This is a genomic window from Saccharopolyspora hirsuta (assembly GCF_008630535.1).
In the GTDB taxonomy this organism is placed as follows: Bacteria; Actinomycetota; Actinomycetes; order Mycobacteriales; family Pseudonocardiaceae; genus Saccharopolyspora; species Saccharopolyspora hirsuta.
Genome location: NZ_VWPH01000008.1, coordinates 195127 through 213889, shown reverse-complemented (window position 1 = coordinate 213889; position 18763 = coordinate 195127). Strand labels below are relative to the sequence as shown.

Here is an 18763-nt window from a genome sequence, read left to right as displayed (position 1 = left end):
AGCCGTGAACACCGAGAACGCCCATCCCGATCGCGCGGCGCTGTCCGAGGTCGGCCCCGGGGTGCACGCCTGGGTCCAGCCGGACGGCAGCTGGTGGATCAACAACGCCGGGGTGGTGTTCGGCGACGACGGGGCGGTGCTGGTCGACACCTGCGCGACCGCCGAGCGCACGCGGCGCTTCCTGGACGCGGTGCGCGCGGCCGGTGGGGGCGCGCCGATCCGGTTCGCGGTGAACACCCACCTGCACGGCGACCACACGCACGGCAACGCGCTGCTGCCCGAGGCCACCGTCCTCATCGGACACCCGGCGACCCGGGACGGCATCCTGGCCGACACCGTCCTCACCGACCCGCCGCCGGTGTGGACCCCGACCCCGCAGTGGGGCATCACCGAGCACCGCGCGCCGACGGTGCTGCTGCGGGACTCGCTCACCCTGGACGTCGGGGGCCGCCTCGTCGAGCTGCACCACCCCGGGCACGCCGCGCACACCGCGGGCGACGTGGTGGCGTGGGTGCCGGACGCGGAGGTGCTGTTCACCGGCGACCTGATCTTCCACGGCGTGACGCCGCTGGTGTTCATGGGATCGGTGGAGGGCGCGCTGAAGTCGCTGGACTGGCTGGCCGGTTTCCGCGCCAGCGCGGTGGTGCCGGGCCACGGACCGGTCCTGCCGGGCCTGTCGTTCCCGCGCGTGCTCGAGGACCAGGCCCGCTACTACCGCTTCGTGCTGGACACCGCCCGCCAGGCCCGCACCGACGGCCTGTCCCCGCTGGAGGCGGCGCAGCGCTGCGACCTCGGCGAGTTCGCGAGCTGGCCGGACCGCGAGCGCATCGTGCTCAACCTCCACCGCGCCTACGCCGACGCCGACGAGACCGAGCTCGACCTGGCGGCGGCCTTCGCCGACGCGGTCGCCTACAACGGCGGCCCCCTCCGCTCCGCCGTCTGAGCCCGGGGCGGGTGCCGATCCCGCGCGAGATCGGCACCCGGGCGGGTCACAGGGGGCGCGGGATGCGGTCCTCGACGGGGGCGAGGGTGACCGGGAGCGCCGGGAGGGTCTGGTACCAGTAGGCGACCGAGGAGACGTCGTCGGAGCGCTTGTTGGCGTGGCCGTGCTCGATGGTGACCTTGATCGACCTGTCGAACACCACCGGGTCCTCCACGTGGAACCGGTAGTAGGACACCTGGCCGCTCCAGTTCGGCCCGCCCGGCATGGTCAGCCCGTGGTAGGGCGCCTGGTACACCTGGCCCGGGCACCACGCGGTGTTGAAGTAGTCCTCGGTGCCGGTGCCGTGCAGGCGCGGCGGCCACGTCTCGCCGTCGATGAAGAACATGTCGTCGCCCTCGCCGTACCAGTTCCAGTCGCTGGTGCGGCGGAGGTTGTGCACGTTGAGCACGGTGCCGACGTAGTGCCCGCGGCCCTCGGCCTCGAGGATCACGTAGTTGCCCTCGCCGCCGATGTTGGTGCCGCCGAAGAGGAACTCCTCGTTGGTCTGGTCGCCCTGCTCGACGCCGTCGGTGGGGTTCTGCCGCCGCCACTGCGCGTGGAAGTAGCCCAGCTCCGGGTCGGCCTCGGCGTAGGTCTCGTAGTCGATGTAGTAGTAGAACGTCACCGGCTTGACGCTCAGCTCGCTGATCAGCTCGAAGCGGGCTCGTCCGGCGAAGGGCATGGCGAACCAGCAGTTGAAGCCCTTGCCGTCCTGCGGGCTCATCTGCAGCGGCGCGGACACGAAGTTGGCGCTGCGCCCGTGGCCCATGCCGAAGAAGTCGCCCAGCGGCACCAGCACGGCCGGGTGCGGCTGGTCGTCCCAGGTGATCTTGAGGACGAGCCGCCGCAGGTAGTCGCCCTCCAGCTCGGCGGGCTTGCCCACGTGGTCCAGCGCCACCGTGCACCAGATGTGCGTGATCGCCCCGGGCCCCCGGATGTCGGCCAGCTCGCGGGTCTGCCCGGGCTCGACGCGGATGTTGTCGGTGTTGCCGCCGGTCTGGTCCCAGCTGGACACCCGGCCGCGCCGGCTGGCCCGCAACCGGGGCAGATCTCGCAGACTGCTGCCGAAAGCTCCGTAGCCGCCCAAAACCGCCTCCCCAGAAGTGATGTGTCCCTGATCACTTCTTACCACGGGAATCGCCGGGTGCGGCGCTCTTCCAGACGGGGCAAGCTGAATGCGCGGTTCAGCGGACCTCCCGCCCCACCAGCGCGAGACCGCCGCCCTGCCAGCGGTACCGGTCGCGCACCCGAGCGTCCGGGTCCACCGGGTAGACGAACTCCTGCCAGGCGTGCGATTCCACCACCAGGTCGGAGCCGTCGGTCGTCAGGGCCACCGGGAGCAGGCCGGTGCCGAACGGGCCGGGGTCGTCCCGCAGCAGCGACTGGAGCAGCCGCGGCGAGTCCGGCGACGACGCCCCGTCGTACACCCGTACCTCGCCGAGCTCGGAGCCGTCCTCGGTGTCGCACAGCAGCGCGATGACCGCCTCCTGGCGGCCGTCCCCGGTCAAGTCCTCGAACAGCGCGTGCGAGATCGGGCCGAACGGGTACATGTCCGACGCGCACCCCGCTTCCGCGGCCAGCGACGGCCAGTCCGCTCCGCCGAGCGGCCCGTTGGGGTCGGGCCCGCACATCCGCGCCGCGACCGGCGCTGCCGCGGAGCAGTGCTGCACGTGGGCGTCCCAGCCGATCCCCGCGAGGCCACCGGAGCGCACCGTCGAGAACACGGCCGCGGTGTCCCCGCGCCGGAAGCTGAGCGCGCCGTTGCGGTGCACCGCAGGGCTTTCCAGCAGCCGCGCGAACTCCCCCGGGTCCCCGATGTCCACCGCGCCCGGGTCGTCGGCGAACCCGCTGTCGACGACCAGCGGAGCCGACTGCATCGCCCCCACCAGCTCGGCCTGGCCCCGGCAAGCCATGTCGTGCACGGTCGCCAGCGCAGCTGCTGCCTCGTCGGTCAGCGCACCCACCGGCAGCTCGGGTGATCCGCAGTCGCTGCGGGATCGGCCCGGTGCCAGGAAGTGCGTGCCGACCTCGCGGTCCCACCCGGAGAGCAGTTCCCGGTAGATCTGCGCGGCGCCGTCCACCGTGGCCCGGTAGGCCCCGACGGCCACCAGCCACTCCCCGGACGTCGTGAACGACCAGACCGGTCCGCCGTTGAGCAACGGCTCGCCCGCGACGTTGCTGTCGGCCACCCGGAACAGCGCGGCAGCATCGCCGAACCAGGGGTGGTCGACCTTGGTCCACCACGTCTCGGTGTTGTCGGGCCCGGAACGCTCGCAGTGGGTGCTGGAGCGCAGCGCAGCGCCGACCGGACCCACGTCCTCGTCGGCCAGCCGGACGACCGCCACGTCCACCGACGTCTCGCCGACGCCGTACCGCACGAAGCCCGCGGGCGCCCGCGTCCGGAACTTCTGCACCACGGGCACCGGCCCGCACTGCTCCATGCTGGCCTGAACCGCGCTGACCTCGATCGGGCCGACCTCCTTCGTCAGGAACCGGCCGCTTCCCGCGGGCGGCAGCAGCGCGGTCAGCTCCTCCGGCGAGTCGAGCTCCTCCGCCCCGCCCCGGACCCACCAGACACCGCCCGCGATGCCCAGCGCCAGCAGCAGCCCGACCGCCAGCGCCCGCTTCCCGTACCGGTTCACCCGCACGACCTCCCCGGCCCGTCCGGCGACCAGGAGTTGCCGCGCCACCGGTAGACCGCGCTGCTCCCCGGCCCGGTGCCGGTGATCTCGAACGGCCCGCCGGGCGGGTGCACGCCGATGGTCTGCGGGCGGCCGTCCACGACCAGGTCGATCTCCAGCTCCCAGCGGTAGTGCGCCGCCGCGGCGCGCGCCTCGATCTGGAAAACCGCGGTCTCGCCGTCGGTCAGCTGCTTGGCCTTGCCCGCGAAGAACGGCGCACCCAGCTGGTCGTCGCGCAGCTCCCGCGCCACCGGGCGCACCTCGTCCAGGTCGAAACCGATGTTGTCGGCGGGCACGTCGCCCTGCTGGCCCGCGCAGAACAGGGTGCCGGTGACGTTCGGGCCGCGGCTGAGGATCTTGGCCCGCATGTTGGTGATCACGATGTCGCGCGACTGCGCGCCCTCGACCGTCACCGTGCTGCCCTGCACCCCGACCTTCGTGGCACCACCGGCGAAGAAGTCGTACGGCGTGCCGATCTCGCCCAAGCGCTGCTCCGGCAGCTCCTCGGGCAGCGCGAAGGAGAGGTCGCCGACCGCCCCGCCGTCCGAGCTCGCCCAGGCGAGCAGCGGCGGCCGGGCCGCGTCCCGGACCGCGTTGAACACGAAGGGCGCAGCCAACCCGATCAGCGCTGCGACCAGCCCGGTGATGACGAACGCCGGACCGCTCAGCAGCCGCTGCCACCACCGGCGCCGGGGTTCCTCGTCGTCGTCCGCCACGGCACCGCACCCGCCTCCGCACGGGGATTCCGCGTGATCACGCGGAGATCAGCGTATGGGAAGCGCGGCGGGTTTCCCGCGGTGACCGCGACGATCACCCGATCCGCCCAGCGGTCAGCGGGCCGGGGGCTCGTAGTTCTCGATGCGGCGCAGGAGGTTGCGGATGCGGGCCCCGTAGAGCGGGGACAGCGCGTAGCCCGGGTAGCTGGCGAACCAGCTGGCGCTGCCGAGGCTCACCGCGTCCGCACCCGCCCAGAAGTACTCGCGGCAGTCGTCGAAGCTGCGGATGCCGCCGGTGGCGATGATCGGCAGGGTGACGCCGGAGTCGCGGAGCTCCTTGACCACGCGCAGGCCGATCGGCTTGATCGCGCGGCCGGACAGGCCGCCGAAGCCGTTCTTCAGCAGCGGTTGCCCGGTGTTCGGGTCCAGCCGCAGGCCCTTGACGGTGTTGATCGCGGTCAGCGCGGACACCCCGTGGCGGGCCGCCAGCCGCGCGTGGCCCAGGTAGTCGTAGTCCGGCGAGAGCTTGAGGATCACCGGGTGGTTGCTGCGCGGCACCGCCTCGGCCAGCACCGACTCGATGATCTGGTTGAAGTCGAAGTTGACGTTGTGGCAGGAGACGTTGAACTCGACCGCGGCGATCTCCCCGGCGGGCACCGCGGCGTTCACCTTGTCCACCAGGGTGACGAACTCCTCGGCGGAGAACCCGCCGACGGAGATGATGGTGTTCTGCTCGCGGGTGCGCGGGTAGTAGTCGCGCAGGTAGGCGTCGATGCCGACGTTGCACCAGCCGAAGGCGTTGAGCCAGCCGCCGTCGACCTGCCGCAGCGCCTGGCCGTAGCGCTTGATCAGCGCGGGCAGCTCCTGCAGCGGCCACACGTCTCGGGTGGTGAAGTGCCCCTCGCGGGGTTCGACGGTGACGGTGCGGGTGGTGACCGCGCCGAACCGGGCCAGCGGCACGAACGACGAGATCGGGCTCATGCCGTAGGGCACCAGCTTGGCGTTGGCCACGCCGTAGCCGAGCAGGCTGGACGAGGTCACCAGGCGGTTGCGCAGTCTGATGTCGCCGAGCCGAACGCCGGGTTCGGCCGGAACGTCTCGCACCAACCGTAGGTTGCGCTCCTGGGCCACGCTCACGATCTCCTCCTACCCGCGTCGACGACCTGCGCATCGCAGCGTCGACGTCCATTGTCCCCCATTCGCCGCTCCCCACCCCAGCGGCCTCGATCACACGCCCTGTTCGTTCTCTTGCGTTTCGCACATGATTCCTGTTCGATCGCAATCGTGGAAAGTTCGGAACGCACGGCGGCGATCGTCGAGCGGCTGCGGCTGGCCGAGCGCGTCACGGTCGCCGAGCTGGCCGAGGCGACCGGCTGCTCGGAGATGACCATCCGCCGCGACCTGGACCAGCTCGCCGAGCAGGGCGTCCTGCGCCGGGTGCGGGGCGGCGCGGTGAGCTTCCTGCGCGGCCACTCGGCGCCGTTCCCGCTCCGCGAGCGCGACGAGGTGGCGACCAAGCAGCGGCTGGCGGCCGCGGTCGACGAGCTGATCGCCGACGGCGAATCGGTGATCCTCGATTCCGGCACCACGACGCTGGAAGTCGCCAAGCGGCTGGCCCACCGCCAGCTGACCGCGATCCCGCTGGACATGCACTCGGCGAACGCGCTGAGCAACGTGCCGCAGGTGGACCTGCTGCTGCCCGGCGGGCGCGCGAAGCCCGGAGAGCTGTCGTTCATCGGGCACCTGGCAGAGGCGTCGCTGCGCGCGCTGCGGGTGGACACCGCGGTCCTCGGCGTGTGCGGGTTGTCGGCGAAGCACGGGCTGACCGCGCACGACCTGGAGGAGGTCCCGGTGAAGCGGGCCGCCGTGGAGGCCGCCCAGCGCGTCGTGGCCGTCTGCCACGGGGCGAAGTTCGCCCGCACCGGGCTGGGGCTGGTCTGCCCGGTCACCGATCTCGACGTCGTCGTCACCGACTCCTCCGCGCCCGAGGAGGCGCGCGCCGAGCTCGCGGCGGCAGGGGTGGAGGTCCGCGTTGTCTGAGACCACCGTCGCCGTCCCGCAGCGGGCGCGCTGGGCCGTCACGGCCTACTTCGTCAGCACCGGCGCGGCGCTGGGCACCTGGACCGCGCGGATCCCGGCGATCAAGCAGGACCTCGGCCTCGACGACGGGCAGGTGACGCTGGCGCTGTTCGCGGTGGCGGCCGGGTCGGTGCTGGCGATGCAGGCCGTCGGGCACCTCGCCGACCGGTTCGGCAGCGCCCGGGTGCTGGGTCCGGCCGGGGTGGCGATGGCGGCGAGCCTGCTGCTGCCGGGCTTCGCGGGCAGCCTGCCGCTGTTGCTGGTGGGCCTGCTGGTGTTCGGCGCCGGCCACGGGACCGTCGACGTGGCCATGAACACCCACGCGATGCAGGTCCAGCGCAGCTACGGCCGACCGATCGTGAGCACCTTCCACGCGATGTTCAGCGTCGGCGGCCTGCTCGGCGCCGGGGTCGGGGCGCTGGCCGCCCACGCTTCGATCAGTGCGGGGGCGCACTTCGCGTTCGTCGCGGCGGTGCTCGCCGCGGTGCTGCTGCTGGCGCGGCGCGAACTGCTCCCGGCGGAGGTCCGCGCGCCGAGCGAATCTTCGCCGCGGCAGCGCGGAATTTCGCCGGGGATCCTGTTCCTGGGCGTGCTGGCGTTCTTCTGCTCGGTCGGCGAGGGTTCGATGGCCGACTGGTCGCCGCTGTACCTGCACGACGTGCTGGAGACCAGCCCGGCGATCGCGGCGGTCGGCTACGCGGTGTTCTCCGCGATGATGGCCGTCTTCCGCTTCCTGGGCGACTTCCTGGTGGCCCGGCTCGGACCGGTGCTGCTGGTCCGCTGCTGCGGCGCGATCGCGGGCACCGGCCTGGGCACCGCCCTGCTGCTGCACCACCCGGTGGCCGCGATCATCGGCTTCGCGCTGTTCGGGATCGGCCTCTCGTGCATCATCCCGCAGGTGTTCAACGCCGCGGGCAACCGCGACCCGAACCGCAGCGGCCGGGACCTCGCGCAGGTCAGCACCCTCGGCTACGGCGGACTGCTGGCGGGCCCGGTGGTGATCGGCCTGATCTCCAGCTGGACCGACCTGAGCATCGGCATGGCCGTCCCCGCCGCCCTCGCCCTGCTGGTCGCCCTTTCCGCCCCGGCCGTCCGGCCCCGCTGACGGCTACTCGGCGCCCGCCGGGTAGCCCTCCTTCTCCTTCCACAGCTGGGGCCGGTTGCGGCCCGCGAACTCGTGCACGTACCCGCACTCGTCGCAGACCAGCCCGGTGGCGGACTCGTTCGCCCACGCCATGTTGAAGAGCTCGGCGCCGGTCGTGTTCAGCTTGACCTCCCGGGACCAGAACCAGGCGTTGCCGCACCCCAGGCACCGGAACGCCTTCCCCAGCACGGTCGCGAGCTTCGGCTTCGCGTCGAACAGCCCCATGCGGACGATCATGGCAGCCAGCCGGGCCCGCCCGCTCGTGAGTGCGAAAACCGGCCAGAACCGGTTTCCGCACTCACGAGTGCGTCAGCGGGCTGCGGATACCGCCGCCTCGCAGCGGGCCTGCGCCCGATCCACCGCCGCGACCAGGGAATCCGGGGTCAGCCCGGCGATCACCTGGTCCACGTCGCGCAGTCCCGCCCTGGCGAGCAGGCGCTTCTCGTTGGTCACCCACTCCCCTCGCGCGGCCAGGACCGCGTGGGCCGACTGGCAGGCCGCCTGGGCGATCGCCCCCGCCGTTTCGGCGAGCTGACCGCGCGGGGCGTGGTTCGCCCGGGCGTAGGCGAAACCGAGCGATGCCTGCTGCCACCAGACCGCCGGTGCGGCTTCGCGCAGCGCCCGCGGGTACTCCGGTCGCGGCAGCTCACCGTGCAGCACGCGGTTGATCGCCAGCTCGGCCAGCAGCAGGTAGCTCGGGATACCGGCCAGGTGGAACATCAGCGGCTGCCACTCGAAGCGCCCGGCGCGGGCTTCGGCGAGCACGTGCTCGACCACGTCGAGATCGCGGTAGTGGACGTCCACCGGGCGGCCGTCGATCCGCAGCCAGGCACCGCCGTTGAACACGCCGCCGCCCCAGGCGCCGAGCTCGGACACCTCCCCCGGCCAGCCGACGTCGCGCAGGTGCTGCGGCTCGAACCGGCCGCGGTAGTAGATCGCGAAGTCCCAGTCGCTGTCGGCGCGGTGCGTACCTTGGGCGCGCGACCCGCCGAGGCTCACCGCGCGCACGCCCGGCAGCGCGGCGAGCCGGTCGGCGACGTGGGTTTCGAACTCTGCTTCTTCCAGCAAAACGACTCCTCCAGCGCAGTGCGAACCGGCGCGACCGCGAGAACGCGTCGCGCCGTCAACGGGTGGTGGTCACTGCGCGGAGCCCATGCCGCGGAGGTTATCAGCGCTCGCCGACGAAGGTCAGCCAGTGCCGGTAGCGCTCGTCCGCACCGGTCACCGCGGCGCGGAACGCGTCGCGGATCTTGCAGGTCATCGGCCCGGGGCCGCCGATCTCGCGGTTGTCCACCGAGCGCACCGGCGTCACCTCCGCCGCCGTGCCGCACAGGAACATCTCGTCGGCGGCGTAGAGGTCGGAGCGCAGCAGGTTCTCGCGCCGCACCTCGATCCCGAGGTCCGCAGCGAGCGTCCCGACCGTGTCCTGGGTGATGCCCTCCAGCGCACCCGCGCTGGACGGCGGCGTGTAGAGCACGTCGCCGCGCCGGATGAAGACGTTCTCGCCGGAGCACTCGCTCACGTACCCGTCGGTGCTCAGCAGCACCGCCTCGTCGAACCCGGCCTCGCGCGCTTCGAGCTTGGCCAGCGCGGAGTTCAGGTAGGGGCCGGTGGCCTTGGCCGCCGTCGGCACCACCGTCGGGTCGTTGCGGCGCCAGGAGCTGGTCATCAGCCGGATGCCGTGCTCGGCGGCGTCGCCGAGGTAGGCGCCCCACTCCCAGCTGCTGATCGACATCTGCACCACGGCCCCGGTGGGGTCGACGCCCATCGCGCCGTAGCCGAGGTTCGCCAGGTGGCGCACGTAGCAGGAGCGGTGGCCGTTGGCGCGCACCAGCTCCAGCGTCGCCGCGCGCAGTTCCGCCTTGTCGCGCGGCAGCGCCATGCGCAGCATCTTGGCGCTGCGGAACAGCCGGTCCAGGTGCTCGTCGAGCCGGAAGAGCGCCGGTCCGTCCGATGTGGAGTACGCGCGGACGCCCTCGAAAACACCGGTGCCGTAGTGCAGTCCGTGGCTGAGCACGTGGATCCGGGCGTCCTGCCACGGAACCAGCTCGCCGTCCATCCAGATGTAGTCCGCCTCGGTCAGCGCCATCGCCGCTCCCTCCAGCAAAGTGGCATATCTCGCGATGTGGAACAAGCCACTTCGCGGCTGAGTGACACGCTAGCAAGTGGATCGTTCATCCACTAGAGCGTGGTCCTCCTTGCGGCAGAATGGCCGCATGCCATCCGCCGATGTGGACCACTTCGCCGCGCTGCTCCGCGACCGGCTCCGCCACGAGCACGGCCCGCTGAGCCGTCGGCTGGCCGCCGCGCTCACCGACCTCGCGCGCACCGGCGCGCTCAGCCCCGGCACCCGCCTGCCCTCCGAGCGCGACCTGGCCCGCGTCCTGGAGTGCAGCCGCGGCGCGGTGGCCGCCGCGTTCAACGCGCTGTTCGAGGACGGGATCTGCGAGCGCAAGCACGGCAGCGGCACCTACCTCACCGCGACCGGCGCGACCTCGGCGATGGACCGGTTGCTGAGCCCCGGCGCGGTGTTCGCCGATCTGTCCACATCGGTCGTTCCCGATCCGGCGCACCTGCACCTGCCCCGGCTGGACCCGGCCGACCTCCTGCGCACCCCGAGCAGGCACGGCTACGACCCGCGCGGTGAGCCGGGCCTGCTGGAACTCCTCGGCGACGTGCTGATCACCGGCGGCGGGCAGCAGGGCATCGACCTGAGCACCCGCTGCCTGGCCCGCCCCGGCGAAGCGGTGCTGGTCGAGGAACCCACCTACCCCGGCGCGCTGGCCGCCATCACCGGCTGCGGGGCGCGGGCCGTCGCGGTGCCCACCGACGAGCGCGGCATGCTCCCCGGAGCGCTGGCCGAGGCGCTGACCAGGCACCGGCCCGCGTTCGCCTACGTCCAGGCGGTCCGCAACCCCACCGGCGCGGTCGCCGACGCCGAGCGCGTGCGGGAGCTGGCCGGGATCGCCCGCGACGCCGACCTGCCGGTGGTCGCCGACCACACGCTGGCCGAGGTGCGGCACGGGGGCCCGCCGCCCGGCCGCTTCGCCGACACCCACCCGCACGGCACGATCGAGGTCCACTCGCTGTCGAAGACGCTGTGGGGCGGGCTGCGGGTGGGCTGGCTGGTCGCCCCCGAACCGCTGCGCAGCCAGCTCACCGAGCTGAAGCAGACCGGCGACCTGGCGACCAGCACGGTCGCCCAGCGCTTCGCCGCGGAACTGCTGCGGCACAACGACATCACGGCCTGGCGCGCCGAGCTGACCCGCCGCCGCGACCACCTGTCGGCGGCCCTGCGCCGGGAGCTCCCGCAGTGGACCTGGCCCGCCCCGGCGGGCGGCCTGTCGCTGTGGGTCCGCCTCCCCGGCACCGACGCCGACGCCTTCGCCGAACGCGCCCGCGAGCTGGGCGTCGCGGTGGCCCCGGGCTCGATGTTCTCCCCCGACGGCCGCTACCGCGACCACCTCCGCCTCAGCTTCGCCCTGACCCCCGAGCTCCTCGACCAAGCTGTCCCGGCCCTCGCCCGCGCCTGGTCCGACCACGCCTGACGACGCCGGGCGGCTGCGCTCCACATCGGACCGCCCTGGGAGAATTCCGCAGCAGCGCTGGACGACGCGGCGCACCACCGATCAAGGAGAACGCTCGTGAACATCGAGAAGCCGAAGATCGCCCGGCCCACCGGCGAGCCCCCGGCCGAGCTGGTGATCAGGGACATCACCGTCGGCGAAGGCCCGGAAGCCACCGCGGGCAGCCAGATCGCCGTCCACTACGTGGGGGTCTCGCACAGCACCGGCAAGCAGTTCGACGCCAGCTGGGACCGCGGTCAGCCGCTGCGCATCCAGCTCGGCGCCGGTCAGGTCATCCCGGGCTGGGACCAGGGCCTGCAGGGCATGCGGGTCGGCGGCCGCCGCCAGCTGATCATCCCGCCGGGCCTCGCCTACGGCGACCGGGGCGCGGGCGGCGTCATCGCCCCGGGCGAAACCCTGGTCTTCGTCTGCGACCTCGTCGAGGCCCGCTGAGCAGCATCCCGGCTGCGGGTGCCGTGGGCCCACGGCACCCGCAGGACTAGCCCAGGCGCAACCGCCGCACCGGCGGCAGCAGGAACGCGTAGACCGCGGCCCCGGTCAGCGCCACGCCCCCGGCGATCAGCAGCGGCAGGGCGAACGAGCTGGTCAGCCCGGTGATCACGCCGATCAGGACGGGCGAGACGATCCCGGCGACGTTCGCCGCGGTGTTCTGGATGCCGCCCAGCGACCCGACGTGACCGGGGGTCGGGGCGAAGTCCGCCGGGAGCGCCCAGACGCTCGCCGCGGCGAACGTGCTGCAGAAGTACGAGGCGGACAGCGCCGTCAGCGCCACGCCCATCGACGGCGAGACCACCGCCAGCGCGATCACCGAGGTGCCCAGCAGCCCACCGACCAGCGGGATCTTGCGGGCCACCGTCAGCGACACCCCGCGGCGGACGAGGTGGTCGGAGAGCAGCCCGCCGCACCAGCCGCCGATCATCGACGCGATGCCGGGGATCATCCCGTAGAAGCCGAACTTCAACAGGCTCAGGCCGTAGGTCTTGACCAGGTAGGTCGGGAACCAGGTGATGAAGAAGTAGGCGACGAAGTTGACGCAGAAGAAGCCGATCATCATCGCCCACACCGCGCGGAACCGGAACAGCTGGCCCCAGCTGACCGCCTCGCCCGGCGGGACCTCCGCCTCCTGGCCGTGCTCGATGTGCGCCAGCTCGGCGGCCCCGACCCCCGGGTGCTCGCGCGGTTCGCGGTAGAACTTCCACCACACCAGCGCCCACACCACGCCGAGCGCCCCGGCCAGCGCGAACGCCCACCGCCAGCCGAACGTGGCGATCGCCAGCGCCACCAGCGGAACCGAGAGCGTCGCGCCGACCGGATTTCCGTTGTTGAACGTCGCCGACGCGAAGCTGCGCTCGGAGCGCGGGAACCAGCGCGACACCACCTGCGCGCTCGCCGGGAACGCGGGCGACTCGCCGATGCCCAGCAGCAACCGGAGCACGATCAGCGACGCCACGCCCCAGGCCAGGCCCATGGCCATCGTGGACAGCCCCCAGACCAGGCTGGCGATCATCAGCATCTTGCGGGGGCCGAGCCGGTCGGCGAGGAAACCACCGGGCATCTGCCCGGCCGCGTAGGTCCAGAAGAACGCCGAGAGGACGACCCCGGCGACGGCGTCGGACAACCCGAGCTCGTCGCTCATGAACGGCATCGCGACGCTGATCGTCGCCCGGTCGACGTAGTTGATCGCGATGCCGGTGAACAGCACCGCTAGCACCGCGTACCGGACCTTGCCGGTCCCGCCGCGCGCTGGCCCGGTTCCGGTCGACGCTGACCGGGGCGAGGTGACCATCGAGTCCTCCAGAGGTGGAACCGCCGCCGGTGGCGGCGGATGAGCTGGTGTTCAGCGCGGGCGGACGCCGTTGACGACGTCCGTCGGCGGCCGGCCGGCGAGCACTGCGGCGAGCTTCTCGAACAGCCGGTTGCGCAGGTTGTGGTAGGCCTCCCAGGTCACGCCCGCCGTGTGCGGGGTGAGCAGCACGTCGTCGCGACCGCGCAGCGGGGAACCGGACGGCAGCGGCTCCTCGGCGAAGACGTCCAGCGCGGCACCGGAGAGGCGTCCGGTGTCCAGGGCCCGGACCAGTGCGGACTCGTCGATCACCCCTCCGCGACCGGCGTTGACCACGTAGGCGCCCTCGGGGAGCGTGGCGAGCAGGTCGTCGTCGAGCAGGTTCCGGGTCGCGTCGTTGAGCGGCAGGTGCAGGCTCAGGACGTCCGACCGCGCCACGACCTCGCCCAGTTCGAGGTAGTCGCGGTCGGGTTCCGAGGGGACCGGGTCGTGCACCACGACGGTCGCGCCGAAGCCGTCCAGCCGACGGGCGACGGCGCGGCCGATGTTGCCGAAGCCCAGGATTCCCACGGTGAGCGCGGAGAGATCCCGTCCGCGCAGGCCTTCGGGCCCCCAGCCGCCCTGCTCGACCTTGCGGTGGCCCTGCGCGTAGCGGCGCAGCAGCTGCAGCATCGCGCCGACGGTCCAGTCGGCGACCGCGTCGGCGTTGAAGCCGGGCAGGTTCGCCACCGGGATGCCGCGCTCGGCGGCGGCGACGTGGTCGACGCCGTCGAACCCGACCGCGACGGCCTGGACCAACCGGCAGTTCGGCATCGCGTCCAGCAGCGCCGCGTCGATTCGCCGTTCCTTCTCCAGCGGCGCCAGCACGATCGTCGCGGTGGCCAGCTCAGCGCGGTGCGCGGCGGGGTCGGCGTCCGGTCCGATCTCGGTGATCCGCAGGTCGTCGTGCGGCGGCAGGTTCCTGCGGAGCTCCGCCTCGGTGATGTTGTTCAGGTCGTAGAAGCTGACGATGTGCTCGCCCATGCGGGGCCGCGCTCCTCTCCGGGCCGAGGCGCCGGTGAACTCGCGGCGCCGCACGGCACAGTGACACCCCGAACTCAGCATCGTCAACCGTTAACGAAATTTCGTTAACGGTCTACGATGACGGGAACCCCCTCCGACGAAAGGAAGCCGGCACATGAGCGGCCAGCGCACCGTCATCACGGCGGTGACCACGCCCTTCCACCCCAGCGGTGACCTCGACCTGGCGGCCACCAGGGAGCTCTACGGGTTCGTGCGGAGCACCACCGGCCAACTGCTCGTCGGCGGCACCACCGGCGAGTTCCCCGCGCTGAGCACCGGCGAACGCCTGCAGCTGCTGGAGATCGCGCTCGAAACCCTCGGCGACCAGAACGTCATCAACCACGTCGGCGCCGCGGACGCGCGCACGGCGGCGCTGCTGACCCGCGCATCGGTGCGGGCGGGCGCACGGCGGTTGGCCGCGCTCACGCCGTACTACCTGCCCGCGACGCCGGACGAGCTGCACGCCTACTTCGGCAGCATCCGGGAAGCAGCCGGGGACGCCGAGCTCTACGCCTACCTGTTCCCCGAGCGCAGCGGCCTCGACGTCCCGCCCGAGCTGTGCGCCGAACTCGCCCGCGCGCACGGCATCGCCGGGGTCAAGCTCAGCGGCTCCGCCTCCCGCCAGGTGCGGGAGCACGTCGCCGCCGGGCCGGACGGGTTCGAGGTGTACAGCGGCAACGACCGGGAGCTGGCCGACGTGCTGGCCGCCGGGGGTGCGGGCGTCGTGTCCGGCTGCGCGGCCGGGCTGCCCGAAGCGTTCCTGGACCTGCTCGAAGCCCTGCGCACCGGGAACACCGGCACCGGACCGGCGCAGGACCGCGTCGACCGCGTCGTCGCCGCGCTCGGGCCGAGCATCGGGCGGATCAAGTGCGCCCAGCGGTTGCGCGGCCTGCCCGCCGGGGGTTCCCGCATGGCCGTCGCGGATCCGGACGCCGCCGCGGAGGCGATCATCGCGGAACTGGTCCGCGAGAGCGCAAGCTAACCTGGTACGGCCCTGCCGACGACTCACCTGGCGGGGCGGCCCCCGACCTCGCGAGGAGTGGTTTTGAGCTTCCCGTCCCTGGTGCAGCAGTCGCTCGGCGACCGGGTCGCGCAGGAGCTGCGGGTCCGCATCATCGGCGGGGAGCTGGCGCGCGGCACCAGGCTCGTCGAGGACGTGCTGGCCGAGCAGTTCGACGTCAGCCGCGGCCCGATCCGGGACGCCTTCCGCCAGCTGGAGGCCGAGGGGCTGCTGGAATCGCGGCGGCGCGGCGTGTTCGTCATCGGTCTCACCGAGGACGACGTCGACGAGCTGTACACGCTTCGGGGCTCGTTGGAGACGCTGGCGCTGTCGCTGGCCATGCGGCGGGCAGCGCCCGAGGACTGGGCGCGGGCCGAGGAGTGCTCGCGCGCCATGGAATCCGCCGCGCAGCGCCGCGACGCGTCCGCTTTCGCCCGCGCCGACCTGGAGTTCCACGCGCAGCTCTACCAGCTGTCCGGGCACCGGCGGCTGCTGGCGGTGTGGGAGCAGTACCGGCCGACCTTCGGCGTGATGCTGGACGTGACCAACGCGCAGGACATCGACCTGCACCCGGCCGCCGAGGCCCACGCCGAACTCCTCCGGCTGGCCCGCACCGGCGACGAGGAAGGGGCGGTGACCAACCTCCGGGGTCACCTGCTCGGCGCCCAGAACCGGCTCCGCTCCGCCCTCCGGGCCACCCAGAGCTCCGCTGCCGAGGACTGACGGGGCCCGCGACCGCAGCTGGTCGCGGGCCCCGTTCTCGCTCTGGTCAGGCGTCCTGGGCTTGGCGGCGGAGCTCTCGGAGGTCTCGCATCGCCTTGATGGCCTGCTCGCCGTCGGCGGCCTGGATCGCCATGATCGGGACGTACTCGTCCTCCGGCAGCTCCAGGCGCGCCCACGCGGAGCCGTCCGGGAAGCTCACCGCCTGCACCAGCGGCCACGAGTAGCGGTGGGTGCCGATGATGTTGCGGACCTCCAGGCCCTCGGCGTCGGCGCGCAGCCGGGGACGCGTCAGCAGCATCACGCCAGCGGCCAGCAGGACGCCGATCATGGCCATCGCGATCTGGTCGGACACCGAGAAGATCACGCCGGTCGGGCTGTTCGTCAGCAGGGTGCCGACCACCGCGAACACCACGACGAACAGCACCGCGAGCGGGATCGCCACCTTGCGGACCTTCCGCGGCCGCACCTCCACAGTCACAGGAACCCCCGCTCTCCGTCCCAGCCCCGCAGCTCCCGCAGCACCAGCGCGGTCTCCAGAGCCGCCGCGGTGGCCTCGAAGCCCTTGTCCTCCACCGAGTGCTCGAACCCGGCGCGCGCCTCCACCTGCTCCACGGTGTCGCAGGTCAGCACGCCGTTGCCGACCGCAGTGGACTCGTCCAGCGCCACCCGGGTCAGGCCCTGGGTGACCGAGTCGCAGACGTACTCGAAGTGCGGGGTCCCGCCGCGGACCACCACGCCGAGCGCGACCACCGCGTCGTGCTGGTGCGCCAGCTGCTGGCAGACCACCGGCAGCTCGATCGAACCGGGCACCCGCACCACCGTGGGCTCCGCGATGCCCGCCTCCGCGGCCGCCGCCAGCGCGCGGGAGAGCATCTGCTCCACGAACCGCTCGTGCCAGCGGATCGCCGCGATGCCCAGCCGCAGCTCGCCGGCCTTCGGCACGCCGACCCGCGGCCTCCCCTCGCCACTCATGCCGTCACTCCAGTCTCGCCGTTGATCGAGGAATCCTCGCCGTCGTCGAGATTGTCCAGCACGTGCCCCATGCGGTCGCGCTTGGTCCGCAGGTAGTGGATGTTCTCCGGGTTGGGGCGGATCGGCAGCGGCACCCGGTCCACGATGCGCAGCCCGTAGCCCTCCAGGCCGACCCGCTTGGCCGGGTTGTTGGTGAGCAGCCGCATCGACTTCACGCCCAGGTCGCACAGGATCTGCGCGCCCTGCCCGTAGTCCCGGCTGTCCACCGGCATGCCCAGCGCGACGTTGGCGTCCACCGTGTCGGCGCCGTCGTCCTGCAGCTGGTAGGCCTGCAGCTTGTGGATCAGGCCGATGCCGCGGCCCTCGTGCCCGCGCATGTAGAGCACCACGCCGCGACCGGCCTCGGCGACCTTGGCCAGCGCCGCGTCCAGCTGCGGGCCGCAGTCGCAGCGCAGCGAGCCGAGCACGTCGCCGGTCAGGCACTCGGAGTGCACCCGCACCAGGATGTCCTCGCCGTCGCCGATCTCGCCGTAGACCAGGGCCAGGTGCTCGATGCCGTCGAGGGTGCTGTCGTAGCCGACGGTGCGGAAGGTGCCGTGCGCGGTGGGGATGCGGGCCTCGGCGACCCGGACGACCTGCTTCTCGAAGCGGCGCCGGTAGGCGATCAGGTCGGCGATGCTGATCAGCGCCAGGTCGTGCTCCTCGGCGAAGACCTCCAGCTCGTCGCGGCGGGCCATGTCGCCCTCGGACTTCTGGCTGACGATCTCGCACAGCGCACCGGCCGGGCGCAGGCCCGCGAGGCGGGCGAGGTCGACCGCGGCCTCGGTGTGCCCCGGGCGGCGCAGCACGCCGCCGTCGCGGGCGCGCAGCGGGACCACGTGGCCGGGGCGGGTGAGGTCCTTGGCCGTGGACTCCTCGGCGGCCAGCACCTGCAGCGTACGGGCGCGGTCGGCGGCCGAGATGCCGGTGCTCACGCCGTCGGCGGCGTCCACCGTGACGGTGTACGCGGTGCCCTTGCGGTCCTGGTTCCAGTAGTACATCGGGGGCAGGTCGAGGCGGTCGCAGTCCTCGCCGGGCAGCCCGACGCAGATGTAGCCGGACGTGTAGCGGACCATGAACGCCACCAGCTCGGGCGTCGCCTTCTCCGCGGCGAAGATCAGATCGCCTTCGTTCTCGCGGTCCTCGTCGTCGACCACCACCACCGGACGACCGGCGGCGATGTCGGACAACGCGCGCTCGATGCTGTCGAACCTGTTCGTGCTCACGGTGCCGCCAACCTCGGGGTTCATCACTGCGCCTCCCTGACGCCGCCATTGTCCCCCGAACGGACCTGCGCACCACGGGCCTGGTGGTCCAGCTGGGCCGCGGCGAGCCGTTCGAGGTGCTTGGCCAGCACGTCCACCTCGATGTTCACTTCGTCACCCGGCGCGCGGCGGCCGAGGGTGGTCAGCTCCTTGGTGGTGGGGATCAGCGCGACGCTGAACGTCGACTCGCCCGCCTCGACCACGGTCAGCGACACGCCGTCGACGGTGATCGAGCCCTTCTCCACCAGGTAGCGGGACAGCCGCTGCGGCAGGTCGAAGCGGGTCAGCCCGTCGGCCTCGGTGCCGCGCAGCACGGCGGTGCCGTCGACGTGGCCCTGCACGATGTGCCCGCCGAGCCGGTCCCCGAGCGCCATGGCGCGCTCCAGGTTGACCCGGTCACCCGCGGCGATGCCCTTGAGCGAGGAGCGGCGCAGCGTCTCGGACACCACGTCGACGGTGAACTGCCCCTCGCCGACGGTCACCACGGTCAGGCACACGCCGTTGACCGCGATCGAGTCGCCGTGCTTGGCGTCCTCGGTCACCACGGGACCGCGGATGGTGAGCCGACTGCCGTCGGCCAACGGCTCGACCACCTCGATGGTGCCGAGTTCCTCGACGATCCCGGTGAACACTGCTGCCTCCTCGCGTCCGGCGTTCATTCCGGACCTTCTCAGAGCCTGTCTTTGTCTTTGAAGCGGCGCCAGCCGCTTGGCCCACCCTCGCAGCTTGC

Annotated in this window: 20 protein-coding genes; 7 read left to right on the top strand and 13 right to left on the bottom strand. The window is 72.5% G+C overall.

Translation table 11 applies throughout. The features are described from left to right. The first annotated feature begins 4 nt into the window (after positions 1-4). A complete protein-coding gene (locus F1721_RS19155; RefSeq protein WP_150068076.1) occupies positions 5-943 on the top strand; it encodes an MBL fold metallo-hydrolase in 939 nt (312 codons plus the stop codon). Positions 944-989: 46 nt separating this feature from the next. On the opposite strand, the gene F1721_RS19150 is transcribed toward F1721_RS19155, so the two are convergent. The 4 genes from F1721_RS19150 to F1721_RS19135 form a co-directional block, all read right to left on the bottom strand. Next, positions 990-1997, bottom strand: coding sequence for a glycoside hydrolase family 172 protein (locus tag F1721_RS19150; protein ID WP_425474410.1), 1008 nt, complete (start codon positions 1995-1997; stop codon positions 990-992). A 169-nt stretch (positions 1998-2166) separates the two neighbouring features. Then, entirely contained in the window at positions 2167-3672 is a 1506-nt protein-coding gene (locus F1721_RS19145; RefSeq protein ID WP_150068074.1) for a hypothetical protein, read from the bottom strand. Next, a complete protein-coding gene (locus F1721_RS19140; protein WP_150068073.1) occupies positions 3621-4379 on the bottom strand; it encodes a hypothetical protein in 759 nt (252 codons plus the stop codon). Before F1721_RS19140 ends, F1721_RS19145 begins: the two co-directional genes overlap by 52 nt. Positions 4380-4493: 114 nt before the next feature. Continuing rightward, entirely contained in the window at positions 4494-5483 is a 990-nt protein-coding gene (locus tag F1721_RS19135; RefSeq protein WP_246155144.1) for a beta/alpha barrel domain-containing protein, read from the bottom strand. 180 nt (positions 5484-5663) lie between these two features. Between F1721_RS19135 and F1721_RS19130 the strand changes: the two genes are divergently transcribed. Continuing rightward, the gene (locus tag F1721_RS19130; RefSeq protein ID WP_150068072.1) at positions 5664-6419 is read left to right on the top strand and encodes a DeoR/GlpR family DNA-binding transcription regulator; all 756 of its coding nucleotides are present in this window, start codon (positions 5664-5666) and stop codon (positions 6417-6419) included. Next, complete coding sequence (locus tag F1721_RS19125; protein ID WP_150068071.1) at positions 6412-7563, top strand: MFS transporter; 1152 nt, start codon at positions 6412-6414, stop codon at positions 7561-7563. The genes F1721_RS19130 and F1721_RS19125 overlap by 8 nt, the downstream gene beginning before the upstream one ends. 3 nt (positions 7564-7566) lie before the next feature. Here the strand turns inward: F1721_RS19125 and F1721_RS19120 are convergent, their stop codons facing one another. The 3 genes from F1721_RS19120 to F1721_RS19110 all read right to left on the bottom strand — a co-directional run bounded on the left by F1721_RS19120 (position 7567) and on the right by F1721_RS19110 (position 9691). Then, positions 7567-7827 (bottom strand): hypothetical protein, encoded by a 261-nt coding sequence (locus F1721_RS19120; protein WP_150068070.1) that lies wholly within the window; start codon positions 7825-7827, stop codon positions 7567-7569. 84 nt (positions 7828-7911) lie between these two features. Further along, positions 7912-8667: a nucleotidyltransferase family protein gene (locus F1721_RS19115; protein ID WP_150068248.1), complete on the bottom strand. Its 756-nt coding sequence runs from the start codon at positions 8665-8667 to the stop codon at positions 7912-7914. A 103-nt stretch (positions 8668-8770) separates the two neighbouring features. Further along, on the bottom strand, positions 8771-9691 hold the full coding sequence (locus tag F1721_RS19110) for a branched-chain amino acid transaminase (RefSeq protein ID WP_150068069.1): 921 nt from the start codon (positions 9689-9691) through the stop codon (positions 8771-8773). A gap of 127 nt (positions 9692-9818) precedes the next feature. Between F1721_RS19110 and F1721_RS19105 the strand changes: the two genes are divergently transcribed. Together F1721_RS19105 and F1721_RS19100 are read left to right on the top strand one after the other, a co-directional pair. Further along, positions 9819-11150 carry an aminotransferase-like domain-containing protein gene (locus F1721_RS19105; protein ID WP_150068068.1) on the top strand — a complete coding sequence of 444 codons (1332 nt, stop codon included), beginning with the start codon at positions 9819-9821 and terminating at the stop codon, positions 11148-11150. A 96-nt stretch (positions 11151-11246) separates the two neighbouring features. Further along, on the top strand, positions 11247-11621 hold the full coding sequence (locus F1721_RS19100; protein WP_150068067.1) for an FKBP-type peptidyl-prolyl cis-trans isomerase: 375 nt from the start codon (positions 11247-11249) through the stop codon (positions 11619-11621). A gap of 46 nt (positions 11622-11667) precedes the next feature. Here F1721_RS19100 and F1721_RS19095 read toward each other — a convergent pair whose 3' ends face one another. Both F1721_RS19095 and F1721_RS19090 read right to left on the bottom strand, forming a co-directional pair. Continuing rightward, a complete protein-coding gene (locus F1721_RS19095; protein ID WP_150068066.1) occupies positions 11668-12975 on the bottom strand; it encodes an MFS transporter in 1308 nt (435 codons plus the stop codon). A gap of 51 nt (positions 12976-13026) precedes the next feature. After that, positions 13027-13995: a 2-hydroxyacid dehydrogenase gene (locus tag F1721_RS19090; protein ID WP_150068065.1), complete on the bottom strand. Its 969-nt coding sequence runs from the start codon at positions 13993-13995 to the stop codon at positions 13027-13029. A gap of 154 nt (positions 13996-14149) precedes the next feature. Between F1721_RS19090 and F1721_RS19085 the strand changes: the two genes are divergently transcribed. Together F1721_RS19085 and F1721_RS19080 are read left to right on the top strand one after the other, a co-directional pair. Further along, complete coding sequence (locus F1721_RS19085) at positions 14150-15016, top strand: dihydrodipicolinate synthase family protein (protein ID WP_150068064.1); 867 nt, start codon at positions 14150-14152, stop codon at positions 15014-15016. A gap of 63 nt (positions 15017-15079) precedes the next feature. Further along, a complete protein-coding gene (locus tag F1721_RS19080; RefSeq protein WP_150068063.1) occupies positions 15080-15757 on the top strand; it encodes a GntR family transcriptional regulator in 678 nt (225 codons plus the stop codon). A 46-nt stretch (positions 15758-15803) separates the two neighbouring features. On the opposite strand, the gene F1721_RS19075 is transcribed toward F1721_RS19080, so the two are convergent. From F1721_RS19075 to F1721_RS19060, 4 genes are read right to left on the bottom strand one after another with little or no spacing between them, the layout of a single operon-like run. After that, positions 15804-16199: a PH domain-containing protein gene (locus F1721_RS19075; protein ID WP_246155138.1), complete on the bottom strand. Its 396-nt coding sequence runs from the start codon at positions 16197-16199 to the stop codon at positions 15804-15806. A gap of 32 nt (positions 16200-16231) precedes the next feature. Then, positions 16232-16729, bottom strand: coding sequence for a 6,7-dimethyl-8-ribityllumazine synthase (gene ribH, locus F1721_RS19070; RefSeq protein ID WP_150068061.1), 498 nt, complete (start codon positions 16727-16729; stop codon positions 16232-16234). Beyond that, on the bottom strand, positions 16726-18018 hold the full coding sequence (locus F1721_RS19065; RefSeq protein ID WP_150068060.1) for a bifunctional 3,4-dihydroxy-2-butanone-4-phosphate synthase/GTP cyclohydrolase II: 1293 nt from the start codon (positions 18016-18018) through the stop codon (positions 16726-16728). Before F1721_RS19065 ends, ribH begins: the two co-directional genes overlap by 4 nt. Beyond that, positions 18018-18665 carry a riboflavin synthase gene (locus tag F1721_RS19060; RefSeq protein ID WP_150068247.1) on the bottom strand — a complete coding sequence of 216 codons (648 nt, stop codon included), beginning with the start codon at positions 18663-18665 and terminating at the stop codon, positions 18018-18020. The genes F1721_RS19065 and F1721_RS19060 overlap by 1 nt, the downstream gene beginning before the upstream one ends. Positions 18666-18763 lie beyond the last annotated feature (98 nt).